Consider the following 17,811-nt stretch of genomic DNA (forward strand, 5'->3'; position numbering starts at 1 on the left):
CGGCTTTCCGTGAATGCCGCACCCTCAAGCTGGTGCGAACCGGAAAGACCACTACTGACTTCTGTCAACGCCTGCGGGTTTTGACAATATTTGCCCCTCTGGGCGCCGGATGTGGCGGTTGCGCAAGGGCAGGAGTGTCACCACATATGGATAACGAGCAAGTTGTAGCCGTCGCCGAAGATGCGGCGTCCACCGAGACCACTGAAGCACCCAAGAAAGCCACCCGAACCCGCCGCAAGGCGGTGCCGAAGACGGTCGCCGCGGAAGAGACCCCCGACGCCGGAGCTGCAGCATCCGTTGCGGAGCCACTTACCGAAGACGCAGGTGCCGACGCGTCCAAGGCTCCTGTCCGGCGCACCCGGACACGGAAGAAGGTCGAAACGCCGGAGCCGCTGCCAGGATTCGCTGAAGAAGCTCCGGCCGGTGGCGAGGTAGCAGGGGCCGCCGCCGTCGTGGAACCTGAAATTGCGGCAGAAACTGAAGCGGTCCCGGAAAAGCCGGTCCGCCGTCGTCGTACTACGAAGGCGAAGACCGTAGAGCCGGTTGTCGAAGAAGCCGAGGTTGAAGCGCTGGCTACCGAGGTTGCGCCCGAGGAAACCACTGAGGAACCGGCCGCCGAGCCCGCAGCTGCAAGCCCGGTCGCCTCGCTGTTCCTGGAACCGGCCTCCGTCACGTCCATGATCTTCCAGGCACCCGACTTGAGCGCAGTTGCCAGGCCGGTCGTCGTCGAACAGGAATCTGTAGCCGACGCTGAGGAAACTGCCGAGGATGGGGAACTCGACGATGCCGGCAGCCGCCGCCGCCGTCGCAGCCGCGGGCGCCGTGGGCGTCGCGGCACCGAACGCGAAGATGCCGCTGGCGAAGAAGCTTCCGCGGAATCCGACGACGAGGTGGAAGCCGGTACCGAGGAAGTCCTTGAGGAAGGCGTGACCTCCCGACGTCGTCGGCGCCGTCGTCGTGGCGACCAGGACCTGGAGCTGACGGGCGGCGGAGACGACGATCCCCCCAACACTGTGACCCGTGTCCGCGCTCCCCGCGCACACGTTGAGTCCACGAGCAGCTCCGACCGCGTCACTAGCGTCAAGGGCTCCACTCGCCTTGAAGCCAAGAAGCAGCGCCGCCGCGAGTCCCGCGAGACCGGCCGCCGCCGCCAGGTCATCACCGAAGCCGAATTCCTGGCTCGCCGCGAGTCCGTGGACCGCCAGATGATCGTTCGCCAGCGCGACGACAGGATCCAAATCGGCGTACTGGAAGACGGCGTGCTCGCGGAGCACTTCGTGTCCAAGACACAGCAGGATTCCCTGATCGGCAACGTCTACCTGGGCAAAGTCCAGAACGTGCTGCCGTCGATGGAAGCCGCATTCGTCGACATCGGACGCGGCCGCAACGCCGTGCTGTACGCCGGTGAAGTCAACTGGGATGCCGTCACTCTGGAAGGCAAACCGCGCCGCATTGAAAACGCCCTGAAGTCCGGCGATTCCGTGCTGGTACAGGTCACCAAGGACCCGGTTGGCCACAAGGGTGCGCGCTTGACGAGCCAGATTTCGCTCCCTGGCCGCTACCTCGTGTACGTACCAGGTGGTTCCATGACCGGCATCTCCCGCAAGCTGCCCGACGTCGAGCGCAACCGTCTAAAGAAGATCCTCAAGGATCGCCTCCCCGACAACGCGGGCGTCATTGTCCGGACCGCGGCTGAAGGTGCTTCCGAGGAAGAGCTGACACACGATATCAACCGCCTGCGGGCCCAGTGGGAAGGCATCGAAAGCCAGTCCACGTCCACCAAGATCCTTGCGCCCGAACTGTTGTACGGCGAACCGGACCTCACCATCAAGGTTGTCCGTGACGTCTTCAACGAGGACTTCTCGAAGCTCATCGTCTCCGGCGACGAAGCCTGGGACACCATCGAGGCCTACGTGACCTACGTGGCTCCGGATCTGGTAGGCCGCCTTGAGAAGTGGACTTCAGACCAGGACATCTTCTCGGCATGGCGCGTGGACGAACAGATCCACAAGGCATTGGATCGCAAGGTCTTCCTGCCCTCCGGCGGCTCCCTCGTGATCGACCGCACCGAAGCCATGACCGTTGTTGACGTCAACACCGGGAAGTTCACCGGCAGCGGTGGCAACCTCGAGGAAACCGTCACCAAGAACAACCTTGAAGCTGCCGAAGAAGTGGTCCGTCAGCTGCGCTTGCGCGACATCGGCGGAATCATCGTCATCGACTTCATCGACATGGTCCTGGAATCCAACCGCGATCTCGTGTTGCGCCGCCTGGTCGAGTGCCTCGGCCGGGACCGCACCAAGCACCAGGTTGCCGAAGTGACCTCGCTTGGCTTGGTCCAGATGACCCGCAAGCGCATGGGCACCGGCCTGCTTGAGGTCTTCGGCGAGCAGTGTGAGACGTGTGCTGGACGGGGAATCGTCACCCACGACGAGCCCGTGGAGCACCGCCGGGCCAATGTGGTGGCCGCCGAACACCACCACCCGCGCACTGAGTCACAGCCGGCCGTCCGCCCGGAGCAGCGCAAGCGCCGCCGCGGCAGGGGTACGGGGCAAGGGACAACTGAGCTCCCGCTGACCCCTCTGGCTCCGGTCCACGTCGAATCGACGGATCCCAATCGCCAGGCAGCAACCCGCGCTGCCCTCGCCACCATCGCGGCTGCCGCCCACGCTGCACACCTGCACGACGACGAGCTACACCACGCCGCGGATTCGCTCGCCGGCGGGCACGTAGCGGAAGCAACCCCGGTCCAGGCCCCCGCGGCCCCGGTCCAGGCTCCTGCCGCTTCTTCGAGTGGCGAGGAACGTTCAAAGCCTGTCCTGCGATTCGGCGGCGAGGAAGTGGCGTTGCCCTTCGTCCACCACGAAGAAGAGCCAGCGAGTGGCGCACCTGCCATGAGCTTGGATCTGTTGGCGCAGGCGTTCGCAGGCCTCGGCGAGGCCCCCGACACCGCGAGGATGGCGACAGAAGCCCAGGAAGCCCCCGCAGGGGCCTCCGCCGCTGCATCCGGGGAATCCTCGGAGTCGTCAGGATCGCCTGGACGCCGAGGTCGCCGCAACCGTAGTGCCAGCCGGGCCCAGGGTGCCGCCAACGCCACCGACGTGGAGCACCACGAGGTTGCCGCCCCTGCCTCCGGCGGGGCCGCGCACGAGGCCAAGGCTCCCGATGCTGCTCCGGCTAAGTCGACGGCGGCAGCGGAACCGATCATCCTCGGAGTCGGCGTGCCCAAGTCCGAGCTCTGAGCGAGTTACCCTGTCCGAAGCCCCGGCCGTTTCCGCTCCTGTGAAACCGCCGGGGCTTCGGCGTTGCTGGACATTTCAGCGGGCGCCGTGTGATCCGGGTTAAGCTAAAGGACTGACACGGGGTGCCGCGCACCAAGCCGGCTGAGACCAGACCCGTTGAACCTGTCCGGTTAGCACCGGCGAAGGGATGTCTCGTATGACTGTTTCAGCCCAATCAGCGGTCTACCCGCTCAAGGCCATCGAGCGCCCTATCCCCAGGGTCCTCAGCATTGCCGGCTCGGATCCTTCGGGTGGCGCCGGGATTCAAGCCGATCTGAAGAGCATTGCGGCCAACGGCGGCTACGGCATGGCCGTCATCACCGCGCTCACCGTGCAGAACACGCAGGGGGTCACTGCCGTCCATGTGCCTCCCGTGGCGTTCTTGCGCCAGCAGTTGGATGCCATTAGCACCGACATCACGGTTGATGCCGTCAAAATCGGCATGCTCGGGGACGCCGCGGTCATCCACGAAGTCCGCCGCTGGCTCGGCGAGGCGCGCCCCGCCGTCGTCGTGCTGGATCCGGTGATGATCGCCACCAGCGGCGACCGGCTCCTGGCGGAGTCCGCTGAAACCGCACTGCGGGAACTTCTGCCCCTCGCTGACTTGGTGACCCCCAACCTTCCTGAATTGGCCATGCTGCTTGGCGAACCTGAAGCCACTGACTGGGCATCGGCGCTGGAGCAGGGCAAACGCTTGGCTGCCGCCTGCGGAAACACCGTCCTGGTGAAGGGCGGCCATCTGCGGGGAGCCGACTGCCCGGACGCCCTCGTCAACACCGGGGGAGTCCTGAGCCAGGACGTCGTCGAGTTCGACGGCCTCCGGGTGGAGACCCGCAACAGCCATGGCACGGGGTGTTCCCTGTCCTCAGCGATGGCGACGGCGAAGGCGCGGCTTGGCGATTGGGAGTCAGCACTGCGTGTTGTCAAGCCCTGGCTCCAGGAGGCGCTGACCCAGTCCGAGGTGCTGGAAGTGGGGAAAGGCAACGGACCGATCCACCACTTCCACGCGCACCAGCACGCCCTCCAACCGGGTGCTTTCGCGGTCAGGATGTGGGACGCCGCCCAATCGGAACTCGAAGCGATCTACGGACTCGACTTCATCAGGGAACTGCGGTCCGGCGCGCTTGGTGAAGAGCAGTTCACCTACTACCTCTCGCAGGATGCCATCTATCTCAACGGCTATTCCCGGGTTCTGGCGCGGGCAAGTGCCCTCGCTCCCAGTGAAACCGAACAGCTGTTCTGGGCCCGCGGCTCGCAGATGTGCCTTGAAGTCGAGTCCGAGCTGCACCGGAACTGGCTCAGCGGACGCCAAGCCAGCGGAGAACCGGGACCCATCACCAAAGCCTACGTGGACCATTTGCTGGCGGCATCGGCGTCGGGCAGCTATGCCGTGTTGCTGGCCGCCGTCCTGCCCTGCTACTGGTTGTACGCCGAGGTGGGACAGCAGCTCCATCATGGCTATCTTCAGGCGGAAGCCTCCGAGGAGCACCCTTATGCGGACTGGCTGCGCACCTATGCGGACGAAGCGTTTGCGGAGGCTACCCGCAGAGCAATCGACATCACAGATGCTGCCGCGCAGGCAGCGTCCCCTGGGGAGCGGGCTGCGATGATGGAAGCATTCGCCCAGTCCTGCCGCTACGAAACTGCGTTCTTTGATGCTCCACGTGTGCATGGTTGAGCCTGGTTTCTGACGCGGAAAAGTTGGATCGTCAGGCCGTTTCGGCGGGAGCCGCAGCGTGTCGGACCAACGATCCGTACTTTTCCCGGCTGGCAGGGTAAGGTAGACGGGCACGGTACCGGACGGCGGCATAGCCAGTCTGTGGCAGCCATCCTGTGGCAGCCTCCGGGCCTGGCCTCATTTGCAGCCGAAGGCGAAACTAGCGTAATCTAGATCTTCGGTGCTTACGCCAACACTTGGGTTATGCCCCTAGAGACCTTTCATTTGGAACTAGCCTTTCACTTGGAACTGTTTGAGGGATGACTCATGGATTCCGTACCGGAGTCCACGGCGTTGAGGCACAGCGTGAACCAGGCCCGTTTTCGGATCGGGGTTCCGCACGCAAATTTAGTAATAAACGTCGAGAGAAGTGAGTGCCCAAGTGGTGTACGCGATTGTCCGCGCAGGCGGCCGCCAAGAAAAGGTTTCCGTTGGAGACTACGTAACCCTGAACCGCGTCCCCGGTGGAGCCGGCAGCACCCTTGAGCTGCCCGCACTGCTCTTGGTGGACGGTGACAAGGTCACCTCCGCTGCTGCGGATCTGGCCAAGGTCAAGGTTACGGCTGAGATCCTCGAAGACCTCCGTGGTCCGAAGATCGTCATCCAGAAGTTCAAGAACAAGACCGGCTACAAGAAGCGCCAGGGTCACCGTCAAGAACTGACCAAGATCAAGATCACCGGTATCAAGTAACCACTGGTTGCTGTTCAGGTTTTCAACAGATTCCCCAGAATTTAAAGGCAGGCATTTCAAATGGCACATAAAAAAGGCGCGAGCTCCACTCGCAACGGTCGTGACTCCAACGCCCAGTACCTCGGCGTAAAGCGCTTCGGTGGCCAGGTCGTTTCCGCAGGCGAGATCATCGTCCGCCAGCGCGGCACCCACTTCCACCCGGGCGCCGGTGTCGGCCGCGGTGGCGACGACACCCTGTTCGCCCTGCAGGCAGGTGCGGTTGAGTTCGGTACTCGCCGTGGCCGTCGCGTAGTGAACATCGTTGCTGCTGCAGCTGCAGAGTAATAACACGTTCTGAACGGGTGGAGCGGGCCGTATGGCCCGCTCCACCCGTCTCTTTAACCGCACTAGAATTTACTAGGGCGGGCGGCGCCGCATCAGCCGGCAACACGCACTTCAAGCAGTAATTTCCACATAGAGGAGAAACACGTGGCGACCTTCGTAGACCGGGTAGTACTTCACGTATCCGGCGGAACAGGCGGCCACGGCTGTGTCTCTGTTAAGCGCGAGAAGTTCAAGCCCCTCGGCGGACCCGACGGCGGCAACGGCGGTAATGGCGGTGACGTCATCCTGCGCGTCGATGCCCAGACCACCACTTTGCTTGATTACCACCACGCACCCCACCGCCACGCAACCAACGGTGGCCCCGGCATGGGCGACTGGCGCGGCGGCAAGAACGGTGAAACCCTCGTGCTTCCCGTCCCGGACGGCACTGTGGTCAAGACCAAGGACGGCGTTGTCCTTGCTGACCTTGTAGGTGAAGGCACCGAGTTCATCGCCGCTGCAGGCGGCCTGGGCGGCCTCGGTAACTCTTCGTTGTCTTCGCAGAAGCGCAGGGCTCCCGGTTTCGCCCTTCTCGGCACTGAAGGCGACTCCAGCGACATCGTCCTGGAACTGAAGTCCATCGCGGACATCGCGCTTGTTGGCTTCCCCTCCGCGGGTAAGTCCAGCCTCGTCGCGGCGATGTCAGCGGCGCGGCCCAAGATCGCCGACTACCCGTTCACCACCCTGATCCCCAACCTTGGCGTGGTTCAGGCCGGTGACGTCAGGTTCACCATTGCCGACGTTCCCGGGCTGATCGAGGGCGCGAGCGAGGGCAAAGGTCTGGGCCACAACTTCCTGCGCCACGTAGAGCGTTGTGCTGCGCTGGTGCACGTGCTGGACTGCGGGACCCTTGAAGCAGACAGGGACCCCCTCTCGGACCTCGCGATCATCGAGCAAGAGCTGGACAAGTACGCGGTGGACATGAGCTACGCCGGCGTTGACGGCGAAGTGGTTCCCCTGAACCAACGGCCCAAGCTTGTGGTCCTGAACAAAGTGGACCTGCCTGATGGTCGGGACATGGCCGAGTTCGTCCGTCCCGAACTGGAACAGCGCGGCTACCGCGTCTTCGAAGTCTCCGCCACGAGCCATGAAGGCCTGCGCCAACTGAGCTACGCCATGGGCGAGATTGTCATGGCGGCCCGCAAGGCGGTTGCCACTGCGCCTCCCAAGGTCCCAACGCCCGTTCTCCGCCCCCGCGCCGTCAATGAGTCCGGCTTCAAGATCCGCCGCGAGGAAAAGAACCTCGAGCCGCTCTTCCGTGTGCTGGGGGAGAAGCCGGTGCGCTGGGTCAAGCAGACCGACTTCACCAACGAAGAAGCCATTGGCTATCTTGCCGATCGCCTTGCCAAGCTCGGCATCGAGAACGAGTTGTTCAAGATGGGTGCCGTTCCGGGTGACACCGTCGTGATCGGCGAAGAGGACGGCGTCGTCTTCGACTGGGAGCCCACCATGATGGCGGGCGCCGAACTCCTGGCGACGCCTCGAGGCACGGATATCCGTGTTGCTGACATCGGCGACCGTCCCACCCGTTCGCAGAAGCGCGATGAGCAGCTCGAACGCCGCGAAGCGAAGGCCGCAGCACGCGCCGAGCTCGAAGCCGAGCGCAAGGCGGGCATCTGGACCGAGTCCGTCAGCGGCCGCCGTCTACCGAAGCCCCTGAAGGAAAGCGGCCTGGAAGCGGAAAATGACGACTAGTACGGCCCGCGTCCCTGAAGTGATTGAAGACGCCGACGTTGCTGAACGCCAGGCCTTGGCTGGCGCCAAGCGGATCGTGGTGAAGGTGGGTTCATCCTCGCTGACCAGCATCAAGGGCGGCATCTCGGAGAAAGCTCTGACGGCCCTCGTCCACGCATTGGCCGAGAAGCGCAACTCAGGGACGGAGATCATCCTGGTCTCTTCCGGTGCAATTGCGGCAGGTCTCGCGCCGCTTGGCTTGGCAAAGCGTCCCAAGGACCTTGCCACGCAGCAAGCCGCGGCCAGCGTGGGGCAAGGGCTGTTGATGGCGCGCTACTCGCAGGCTTTTGCCGCGCACGGTGTCACTGTCAGCCAGGTCCTGCTGACTGCGGATGATTTGATGCGGCGCACGCAGCACAGTAACGCGTACCGGGCGCTGGACCGTCTGTTGAACCTCGGCGTCGTGCCCGTCGTGAACGAAAACGACACTGTTGCCACACATGAAATCCGCTTCGGTGACAACGACCGGCTCGCAGCCTTGGTTGCGCACCTGGTCCGGGCTGACGCGCTGGTCCTGCTTTCCGACGTCGACGCACTCTACGACGGTCCGCCGTCGCTCGGTGCCAAGCGCATTCCGCTCGTCACTGGCCCCCAGGACCTGGTCGGCGTGACAATCGGCAAGGCGGGCAAAGCCGGCATCGGTACCGGAGGCATGACCACCAAGGTGGAGGCGGCGTCGATCGCGGCAGGCTCCGGCATCCACGCCCTGGTGACGTCCACAGCCAATGCCGCGGCCGCCCTCGCGGGCGAGGACGTAGGCACGTGGTTTGCCATCAACGGCAACCGCAAGCCCGTCCGCCTCTTGTGGCTGGCCCACCTCGCTTCTGTTCGGGGCCGTTTGGTGCTCGACGACGGCGCCGTCAGGGCCGTGCGCGATCGCCACACTTCGCTGTTGCCCGCCGGGATTTCCTCAGTGACGGGGGATTTCGAGCCTGGCGATCCTGTGGAGATGATCTCTGCCGAGGGCACCGTGATTGCCAGGGGACTGGTGAACTATTCCTCGGAAGAGCTTCCCCGCATGCTTGGCCGCTCCACCAAGGAGCTCGCCAAGGATCTTGGCCGCGGATATGACCGCGTAGTTGTTCATGTTGACGACCTCGTACTGGTTCAACCCTCCCGCTCCACTAAACTTGGAGAATGACTGAGGCCCTGACCCCTGATTCTCCTGTGATGACCGACGCCCTGGCTTCCGGCAATGCCGCCCAGGTGCCGGAAACTCCGGAGCCGGGAACCGTGCCACTCGCCCCCGGACTCGTCGAAGCGGCCGTGCATTCGATTGCGGACCGCTCACGCCAGGCCGCACGGCGCATGGGCCAGGCGAACCGTGCCTGGAAAGACCGCGCGCTGCACGCAATCGGTGCTGCCCTCAAGGAACAGCAGGGGCTAATCCTCGCTGCCAACGCCAAGGACGTTGAGTCAGGCCGGAGCAACGGAACGTCTGCTGCCTTGCTGGACCGCCTGACCCTGACTCCCTCTCGCATCGACGGCCTCGTCGCCGCCCTCGAAAACCTGGCAGGCTTGCCGGATCCCGTGGGCAACGTCGTCCGCGGCCAGACTCTTCCCAACGGGCTGCGCTTGCGCCAGGTCAACGTGCCCATGGGCGTGGTTGCAGCGATCTACGAGGCCCGCCCCAACGTCACCGTGGACATCGCCGGACTTGCGCTGAAAAGCGGCAACGCCGTGATCCTGCGCGGCGGATCGGCTGCGGCCCACACCAACGCGGCCCTGGTGACCATCCTCCGCGACGCCTTGGAATCCGTTGGCCTTCCGGCCGACGCTGTCCAGACCGTTGACCAGTTCGGCCGCGAGGGCGCCAATGTGCTCATGCGTGCCCGTGGTCGGGTAGACGTGTTGATTCCCCGTGGTGGACGGGACCTGATTCAGACTGTGGTCAACAACTCCTCCGTGCCCGTTATCGAGACCGGCGAAGGCAATGTCCATATCTTCATCGACGAGTCCGCCAGCGAAGACATGGCCGTCGATATCCTGCTCAACGCCAAGACCCAGCGGCCCAGCGTCTGCAACACCGTGGAGACGCTTTTGGTTCACTCGAAATCGACCGTGCTGCCGGCAGTCGCTGCCGCACTGCGTTCTGCAGGCGTAACTCTCCACGTCGATTCCCGGATCCAGGCAGCGCTGTCCGGCGCCGTGGATACGGTTCCCGCCGACGACGTCGATTGGGCTACGGAATACATGGACCTTGACCTCGCGGTTGCCATGGTGGACAGCCTCGACGAGGCAGTTGCCCACATCCGCAAGTGGTCCACCGGCCACACGGAAGCCATCCTGACGAACAACTTGGCCAACGCCGAGAAGTTCATCGCCGATATCGACTCTGCGGCTGTCATCGTGAACGCTTCCACGCGTTTCACTGACGGCGGCGAGCTCGGCTTGGGCGCAGAGGTGGGAATCTCCACGCAGAAGCTGCATGCTCGCGGTCCCATGGGCCTCACGGAACTGACCACCACCAAGTGGATCGTGCAGGGTGAAGGCCAGATCCGTAGCTAACAACGCTGTAACATAGAACAGAAGTCCTGAACGGTGGGAGGATCCGCCGTCGAAATCCTTTGAACCGCTAGGGGAGAAAATGCAGTTTCAGCAGATCGCCATTTCCATTCTCGCTCAAGGGGGCGAGAGCGAGGCGCCGGCGCCGTTGTGGGTTCCTCCGTTCGTCTTCGGCATCACCATCTTCTGCATCCTCCTGGTCCTGATGTTCGTGGCAGTCTCCTACACCAACCTCGGCAACCGTCACGACGCCGTCGACGAGCACTCGGATCCGCACCGCCAGCACCCGGCCAAGCACCCAGGGCTGGGTCACTAACATTTCCGCCGCAAAACCCTTCGAGGAAACGGGGCGCCGGCTTCGCCTGGGCGTGATGGGTGGGACATTCGATCCCATTCACCACGGCCACTTGGTCGCTGCCAGTGAGGTTGCTGCCAAGTTTCGGCTGGACGAGGTGGTCTTCGTGCCCACGGGACAGCCCTGGCAGAAGTCGAACAAGCAGGTCAGCGAAGCTGAGCACCGATACTTGATGACTGTTATTGCTACGGCTTCCAACCCCAATTTCACGGTAAGCCGTGTGGACGTGGACCGCCCCGGTCCCACATTCACTATCGACACCCTGCGCGATCTGCGGACCCAGCGGCCGGATGCCGATCTTTTCTTCATCACCGGCGCGGACGCCTTGGCGCAGATCCTGTCCTGGAAGGATGTCGACGAGCTCTGGTCCTTGGCGCACTTTGTGGGTGTCACCAGGCCCGGCCATGTTCTCGATGGCATGGGCAGGGAGGACGTCAGCCTCCTGGAAGTGCCTGCCATGGCGATTTCCTCGACGGATTGCCGCGCGCGTGTGGGTGCAGGCAATCCGGTCTGGTACCTCGTGCCCGACGGCGTGGTGCAGTACATCGCCAAATACAAGCTGTACTCGGGCAAACCCGGCATGGGGGAGCCCCTGCATGCTATGACCGGATCAGACCACCAAGCACGTACTGAGTGAGTTTTGAATGAGCCAGGAACAGCCCCCCATCCGTAGCCGGCGTGACCTTCGACGAGCCCGGGACGCAAGCCTGGAACAAACAGGCGGAAGCCCCGACGCAGCGGAGAACGCTTCTTCCGACGACGCCAACCATGCGCCCGGGGGAGCTTCGGTCAATCGGGTGCGCCGCGTAGCGGATGCCCCCGTGGATGCGAAGCCGGCAGCGGAACGTTCATCCCAGGCCCGTGCCCGCGACCGTGCCGCCCTCCGCGCCATCAAGGAGCTAGCGGACAAAGAGCAGCAACTTTCCCGAGGCGGTCCCCCTACACGCCGTCAGTTGCGTCTGCAGCAGCTACAGGAGGAAGTTGCCCCTGGTACTTCGGCGATCCCGATCGTCGCGGCACCCGGATCCAGGCCCAGGACATCCAGCATCCCAGCCCAGGCTTCCGGCAAGCGGCAACCCGGCGGCGCCCCCATCGGCACCTTGCCGGACGGTGGTGTCCGGGTTACGGCAGGGCCGCCTCCAGGTGCGCCGGAAATGACCGTGGAGCAGGCCTTGATGGCGCGCGAGCTCCTGGCTGCCCAAGCGAACAACCAGTCCAACAAGCTTGAGCACATCGCCGCAATGGAATCGGCAGTGCAGAAGATCGCGGTCGCCGAACCTGAGGCTTCCGGGGCGGACGTTGAGCCCGCTGATCCTGAGGTGTTGGCGGAACAAATCGCACAGGCTGAACGCGAGGCGATCCTCGATAAGCGGGCCATGGCCAAGCAGAAGCTTGCTGAACAGAACAGCCGTCCTGCTGCGCAGGACCGGGTTGAACCTTCTGCGGCCAGCAACCTCGCCATGGTCACGCCCTTGGAATTCGTTAAGGTTCCGGGACTGGATCGTCCCGTCATGAAGCCTCCCGGCACCACCTTTGTCCCTCTTGTGACTTCCCCTGCACCGAAATTGAAGTCCGGGCAGACGGCGTCGGGCAAACCACGCAACCTGCGTGGCCGGGCCGGCGTCTTGGCGCGTGCGGAAGCCGCCGCTAAGGCGGCGGGCCGGGGCCCGGCGTCGGACTCCGCATCAGGTGGCGAAGCGTTTGCCCAACCGGCCGAACACCCGCCTATCTCGGCAAGTTCGGCTTATGGACTTGAACCGCTCGACGCCGCGACGGCGGGACTTGGGCGCGTCCAGCGTACCCGGCTTCTGGTCCTGGGACTCGTTGGCATCGGAGCCATCGCCCTGATTGCGGGCATCATCATGATCACCAGCGGACTTTCCCGCTGACCACAACGGCTTTTGCCACCAAACAGGCTTCGTTCATTCTCGAAGCCGCATACAAGGAGTCCCGTGACTGCACATGAACAATCCGTCCTCTTGGCCCGCCACGCCGCCCGCGCGGCAGCGGACAAGCTGGCCGAGGACATCATCGCCCTGGACGTCAGCGAACGTCTGGCCCTGACCGACGTCTTCCTGATCGCCTCCGCTCCGACGGAACGCCAGGTCAACGCCATTGTTGACGGCATCGAGGAAGAGCTGCTCAAGCAGGATCTTCGGCCTGTCCGCCGCGAAGGGCGTTCCGAGGGCCGGTGGGTCCTTCTTGACTACGCCGACATCGTGGTGCACGTCCAGCACACCGAGGACCGGGTCTTCTACGCCTTGGAGCGCCTGTGGAAAGACTGCCCGGTGGTGGATCTGGATCTCGGTGACGACGCCTCGGCGAAGGCTCCGGCCATCGAGGAATCCTAGGCGCCGAGCGGCAATCCAGCCGAATATGCCCGATTTGGAATTTTCGGAAATGCTGTTCTAAGATATTTGAGTTGCTTCGGAGGAATCTGAAAACTGGGCGAGACTTTCCGGCCAGTCCAGGGTTCATGAAGCGGCAAGAATATGGGGCTGTGGCGCAGCTGGTAGCGCACCTGCATGGCATGCAGGGGGTCAGGGGTTCGAGTCCCCTCAGCTCCACCATAGAGGCCTTACTCGAACCTAGTTCCTGGTTCGGTAGGGCCTCAGTTTTGGGAGAAGGGAACCACTGAACGGGTGGTTCCCTTTTTCGTGTCGTAGCCCATTCGGGCCAGACAAATCCCAGGACCGCACGCTCGCTTAGCTGTTGAGTGTATGCAACAGTGGGTTCAGCATGGCTGCGCCACTTTGCCAACCGATTACGGTTTACTATAGGTGGGCATCGCCGTCCGGCAGATTGCGGTCATTCGCTGGCCCATCGCCGACCGGCCGCCGACAACGTAGGGGGATAGTCCTTGGTAACCATGGCCGATGTCGCACGGATTGCTGGCGTTTCCCGGAGTACTGTGTCCTATGCCCTCAGCGGTGTCCGGCCGATTGCGCCCGAAACGCGGGAGCGGATCTTGCAGGCCATGTCTGACCTTGGCTACACGCCGAACCTGCTCGCCCAGGGGCTAGCCGGTAAGCGGACCGGCATCGTCTCCTTGATTTTCCCGGTCGGGGAGCAAGGCATGAACACCACGGAATTCGAATACGTTCAAGGTGCTGCCGAACAAGCGCGCGCTGACGGATACCATCTTCTTCTGTGGCCAATGGACCCCGACGACCTGGGCGAGATGCAGCGGGTCGTGGCCCAGGGCTTGGTGGATGGAATCCTCCTCATGGAAATCAGGTCATTCGACGAACGGATCCCCATCCTGATCGAAACCGGTGTTCCGTTCGTCTCGATCGGACGGCCGACGGATGCCGCCGGTCTGGCATTTGTCGACGCGGATTTCGAAGCCATGGGCGAGCTCGCTGTAGCGCATCTGGTGGGCCTGGGTCACACGGAAATCGGGCTCGTGACGCATTCGCGGGAGTCCTTGGACGCCGGATACGGTCCGGTGGTCCGCTCGTGGGATGCCGTGGCAGCTGCCGCGTCGCGGCACGGCATCAACGCGCGGCTGTTCCCGGCCGCGAGCTCTCTTGCCGGTGGTCGCGACGTGTTCGAACAGATTCTCGAAGGGGCTCCGGAAACAACGGGACTCGTGATGATCAATGAAGCGGCAACCGCAGGCCTTCTGGGTGCGGCGGCGAACCATGGTTGGCGCGTCCCAGAGTTTCTCTCCTTTGTCGCGATCAACACCAGCGCCGGCTCCGCGGAGCGCTTCATGCCTGCCCTGACGACTGCATCCGCAGAGCCGAGAGCTATGGGGCGTGAGGCCGCGCAATTTCTTTCGCGCCGTCTGAAAGGCGAAGGGACAGAAGTTCTGCAGTGGCTGGCCGAACCAGTGCTGACTTTGCGAGGAAGCACCACAGTGGCACGCGCTACCCGGTCGTAAAATCCTTGCGCTGTTCGGGCGCACCACAAATACGGCACATGATTACGCGGTCTCACCGATCATGATTGTGATATTTGACACACCGTTGCGCCGCCAACTACTGTCAAGCCATCGACCCGCGTCGACAAGGCGCGTCGACGAAACGGCGATGAGATTCCTCCTGGTACAACATGGCGGATGGTCTCCGATCAGTGTTCCCAGAGACGAAGGAAGCAACTCGTGCTTGGAATCATTCGGTACCAGTCCCGGGTGTTGACGATGCAGTTCATGGAAGGCAGCCCGGAAAGGGAATTCCCCGGCTCCCGCAGCGGGTCCATGAGCAACCGCGTCCCTTTATTCCTGGGCCGAAGAGGCCCTCGAATAGCGCGAGGACGGACCCTGGAGACCGCTACCTGCGTCTGAGCTTCAAGACTGGAGCACTCCCGAGGCCAAGGGTGCTCGCCCAAAACATGTAAGCGCTTGCCCTCCCCAGGTGGAGTCGTAGAAGCCTCCACACCTGACGGCACATAGCGCTCCCGCACCTATCCCAACATGTCCCCAATGATTACAACGACCTCCTGGAGGTACAACATGGAAAAGTTGACCACATCGGCCCTGGCCGCGTTCGAAGGTGGCCGGAAGTGAAAGCTATTCGAAGGTTCACGGTCCGGACGGTTCTGCCGGAAGCAATTGCCCCGCTGGCACGGCTGGCGAAGAACCTGCGCTGGTCGTGGCATTTGCCGACACGTGAACTGTTTTCCACCCTGAACACCGAGGCATGGGAGCAGAGCAAACATGACCCGATGACCTTCTTGGGTCTGGTCAGCCGCGAGGAACTGCACGAGCTCGCGGCGGATGCTGCAGTCGTTGAGCGTGTCCAGCACGCGGCGGCGGATCTTGACCGGTACCTGAGCGAGCCGCGCTGGTACCAGGGCCTCGGTCCGGATGCTCCGGCGTGCATCGCCTATTTCTCCCCCGAGTTCGGCATCACCGAGGTGCTTCCGCAGTATTCCGGGGGCCTGGGGATCCTGGCCGGAGACCACTTGAAGGCCGCGTCGGACCTGGGCGTGCCGCTGATCGGCGTCGGGCTGCTCTACCAGGCGGGCTATTTCAAGCAGTCCCTTTCGCGGGACGCCTGGCAGCAGGAAACGTATCCGGTGCTGGACCCTGACGGACTGCCGCTGACGTTGCTGCGCGAAGAAGACGGTGCGCCGGCTCTGATCTCGCTGCCGCTGCCGGGTGACCGAAAGCTGCGCGCGCACATCTGGCGTGCCGACGTTGGACGCGTTCCGCTTCTGCTGCTCGACTCGAACGTGCCCGCCAACGACGACGCGGCGCGCGGGATCACGGACCGCCTCTACGGCGGCGGCGGTGACCACCGCCTGCAGCAGGAGCTCCTGCTGGGCATGGGCGGGGTGAAGGCACTGCGCGTCTACCAGCGGCTCACGGGCACCCCGGCTCCGGAGGTGTTCCACACCAACGAAGGCCACGCCGGTTTCCTGGGCGTCGAACGGATCCAGGAGCTGATGTCCTCCGAGGCCCCGCTGACGTGGTCCGAGGCCCTGGCCGCGGGGCGTGCGTCCACGGTGTTCACCACCCACACCCCCGTGCCGGCAGGCATCGACCGCTTCGAGGCCGTGCAGATCAGGCACTTCTTCGACGCCGGCCTGGCCCCGGACGTGCCGGTGGACAAGGTCCTGGAACTGGGCCGGGAGAACTACGACGGCGGCAACCCCGCGGTCTTCAACATGGCCGTCATGGGCCTGCGCCTGGCGCAGCGGGCCAACGGCGTGGCCAAGCTGCACGGCGTGGTCTCCCGCGAGATGTTCTCCGGGCTCTGGCCGGGCTTCGACCACACCGAAATCCCCATCACCTCCGTCACCAACGGCGTCCACGTACCCACCTGGATCGACCCGAAGATGAGCAGGCTCGCCGCAAAGTACTTCGGCAGCACCGACGTGGATGCCACCGGTTGGGACAAGATCTACGACGTGAGTGACGCAGAGCTGTGGACTCTGCGGCGTGAGCTGCGCTCCGCTTTGGTGGAGGACGTGCGGACTCGCCTGAGGGCTTCGTGGAAGAAGCGCGGCGCCGCGGATGCGGAACTGGGCTGGACGGACACCGTGCTGGACCCGGACGTGCTGACGATCGGCTTCGCCCGGCGCGTACCGACCTACAAGCGGCTCACCCTCATGCTCCGCGATCCGGCCCGCCTCAAGGCGCTGCTGCTGCACCCCAAGCACCCCATCCAGCTGGTCATCGCCGGCAAGTCCCACCCGGCGGATGACGCGGGCAAGAAGATGATCCAGGACCTGGTGAAGTTCACCGACGACCCCGCCGTCCGGCACCGGATCGTGTTCCTGCCCAACTACGACATCGCCATGGCCCGCACCCTGTTCCCGGGCTGCGACGTGTGGCTGAACAACCCGCTCCGGCCCCTGGAGGCCTGCGGGACCTCCGGCATGAAGGCGGCCATCAACGGGTCCCTGAACCTGTCCGTGCTGGATGGCTGGTGGGATGAGATGTACGACGGCGAGAACGGCTGGGCGATCCCCACCGCCAACAACGACGCATCCCCCACCGAACGCGACGACATCGAGGCCGCGGCCCTCTACGAGCTCCTGGAGACCCAGGTGGCCCCGCGTTTCTACGGCTCCACGGTCTCCGCAGATGCCGGCGCGGCGGGTCCCTCCCAGTCCGGCCCGGAAACCATCCCGACGCACTGGGTCTCCATGATCAAGCACACCCTGGCCCACCTCGGCCCCGCGGTCTCGGCCGACCGCATGCTCCAGGACTACGTCAACACCCTCTACCGCCCGGCAGCTGTCGCCGGCAGGCAGGCGGGAACGGCCTCGTTCAAGGAGGCGAAGGAACTGGCGGCCTGGATCACGAAGATCCGCAACGCCTGGCCGCAGCTGATCGTGGAACACGTCGATTCCGTGGGCGTCACCGAGGAGCCGCAGATCGGCGACACGCTCCAGGTCAATGCCTACATCGCGCTGCACGATTTGACCCCCGAGGACGTGTCAGTCGAAGTGGCGTATGGCCGGGCCCAGGACGCAGACGAGCTGGAGGAAGTGGCACTGGTCGAGCTGACTGAAACGGAGGACCTTGGCAACGGGCGCCACCTGTTCACCGGCTCCATCCTGATCAACCGCTCCGGATCCTTCGGCTACACCGTCCGCGTGTTCCCGAAGCACCCGTCCCTGGCCTCGAAGGCCGAACTGGGGCTCATCTCCAACGCCTGAGAATGGGCATCCCCGCTGCTTGTCAAAGCGGCGGGGATGCTATCCACCCAAA

General features: G+C 64.0%; 13 protein-coding genes, 1 tRNA gene and 1 riboswitch. All 14 genes read left to right on the forward strand.

The genetic code is table 11. The features are described 5' to 3' along the window. Positions 1-146: 146 nt before the first annotated feature. The 14 genes from OW521_RS20835 to glgP all read left to right on the forward strand — a co-directional run bounded on the left by OW521_RS20835 (position 147) and on the right by glgP (position 17,759). A complete protein-coding gene (locus OW521_RS20835; RefSeq protein ID WP_268021402.1) occupies positions 147-3,242 on the forward strand; it encodes an Rne/Rng family ribonuclease in 3,096 nt (1,031 codons plus the stop codon). Positions 3,243-3,350: 108 nt separating this feature from the next. Then, positions 3,351-3,447: riboswitch (TPP riboswitch) on the forward strand. After that, positions 3,439-4,959 (forward strand): bifunctional hydroxymethylpyrimidine kinase/phosphomethylpyrimidine kinase, encoded by a 1,521-nt coding sequence (locus tag OW521_RS20840; protein ID WP_268021403.1) that lies wholly within the window; start codon positions 3,439-3,441, stop codon positions 4,957-4,959. (Overlaps the previous riboswitch by 9 nt.) A 421-nt stretch (positions 4,960-5,380) precedes the next feature. Continuing rightward, positions 5,381-5,689, forward strand: a complete 309-nt coding sequence (gene rplU, locus OW521_RS20845) for a 50S ribosomal protein L21 (protein ID WP_028267456.1) — start codon at positions 5,381-5,383, stop codon at positions 5,687-5,689. Positions 5,690-5,749: 60 nt separating this feature from the next. Continuing rightward, on the forward strand, positions 5,750-6,013 hold the full coding sequence (gene rpmA, locus OW521_RS20850) for a 50S ribosomal protein L27 (protein ID WP_003803426.1): 264 nt from the start codon (positions 5,750-5,752) through the stop codon (positions 6,011-6,013). 144 nt (positions 6,014-6,157) lie between these two features. Next, entirely contained in the window at positions 6,158-7,747 is a 1,590-nt protein-coding gene (obgE, locus tag OW521_RS20855; RefSeq protein WP_268021404.1) for a GTPase ObgE, read from the forward strand. After that, entirely contained in the window at positions 7,737-8,927 is a 1,191-nt protein-coding gene (gene proB, locus OW521_RS20860; RefSeq protein ID WP_268021405.1) for a glutamate 5-kinase, read from the forward strand. Before obgE ends, proB begins: the two co-directional genes overlap by 11 nt. After that, positions 8,924-10,294: a glutamate-5-semialdehyde dehydrogenase gene (locus OW521_RS20865; protein WP_268021406.1), complete on the forward strand. Its 1,371-nt coding sequence runs from the start codon at positions 8,924-8,926 to the stop codon at positions 10,292-10,294. Before proB ends, OW521_RS20865 begins: the two co-directional genes overlap by 4 nt. 79 nt (positions 10,295-10,373) lie before the next feature. Next, entirely contained in the window at positions 10,374-10,607 is a 234-nt protein-coding gene (locus OW521_RS20870; protein WP_268021407.1) for a hypothetical protein, read from the forward strand. A 55-nt stretch (positions 10,608-10,662) separates the two neighbouring features. Beyond that, positions 10,663-11,283, forward strand: a complete 621-nt coding sequence (gene nadD / locus OW521_RS20875) for a nicotinate-nucleotide adenylyltransferase (protein WP_268021408.1) — start codon at positions 10,663-10,665, stop codon at positions 11,281-11,283. 7 nt (positions 11,284-11,290) lie between these two features. Then, positions 11,291-12,535, forward strand: a complete 1,245-nt coding sequence (locus tag OW521_RS20880) for a hypothetical protein (RefSeq protein WP_268021409.1) — start codon at positions 11,291-11,293, stop codon at positions 12,533-12,535. A gap of 63 nt (positions 12,536-12,598) precedes the next feature. Continuing rightward, on the forward strand, positions 12,599-12,997 hold the full coding sequence (gene rsfS / locus OW521_RS20885) for a ribosome silencing factor (protein WP_265979969.1): 399 nt from the start codon (positions 12,599-12,601) through the stop codon (positions 12,995-12,997). Positions 12,998-13,140: 143 nt separating this feature from the next. Continuing rightward, positions 13,141-13,216, forward strand: a tRNA-Ala gene (locus tag OW521_RS20890). 299 nt (positions 13,217-13,515) lie between these two features. Continuing rightward, complete coding sequence (locus tag OW521_RS20895; protein WP_268021410.1) at positions 13,516-14,532, forward strand: LacI family DNA-binding transcriptional regulator; 1,017 nt, start codon at positions 13,516-13,518, stop codon at positions 14,530-14,532. A gap of 620 nt (positions 14,533-15,152) precedes the next feature. Further along, on the forward strand, positions 15,153-17,759 hold the full coding sequence (glgP, locus tag OW521_RS20900) for an alpha-glucan family phosphorylase (protein ID WP_268021411.1): 2,607 nt from the start codon (positions 15,153-15,155) through the stop codon (positions 17,757-17,759). Positions 17,760-17,811 lie beyond the last annotated feature (52 nt).

The sequence above is a fragment of the Arthrobacter sp. MMS18-M83 genome (genome assembly GCF_026683955.1).
In the GTDB taxonomy this organism is placed as follows: domain Bacteria; phylum Actinomycetota; class Actinomycetes; order Actinomycetales; family Micrococcaceae; genus Arthrobacter.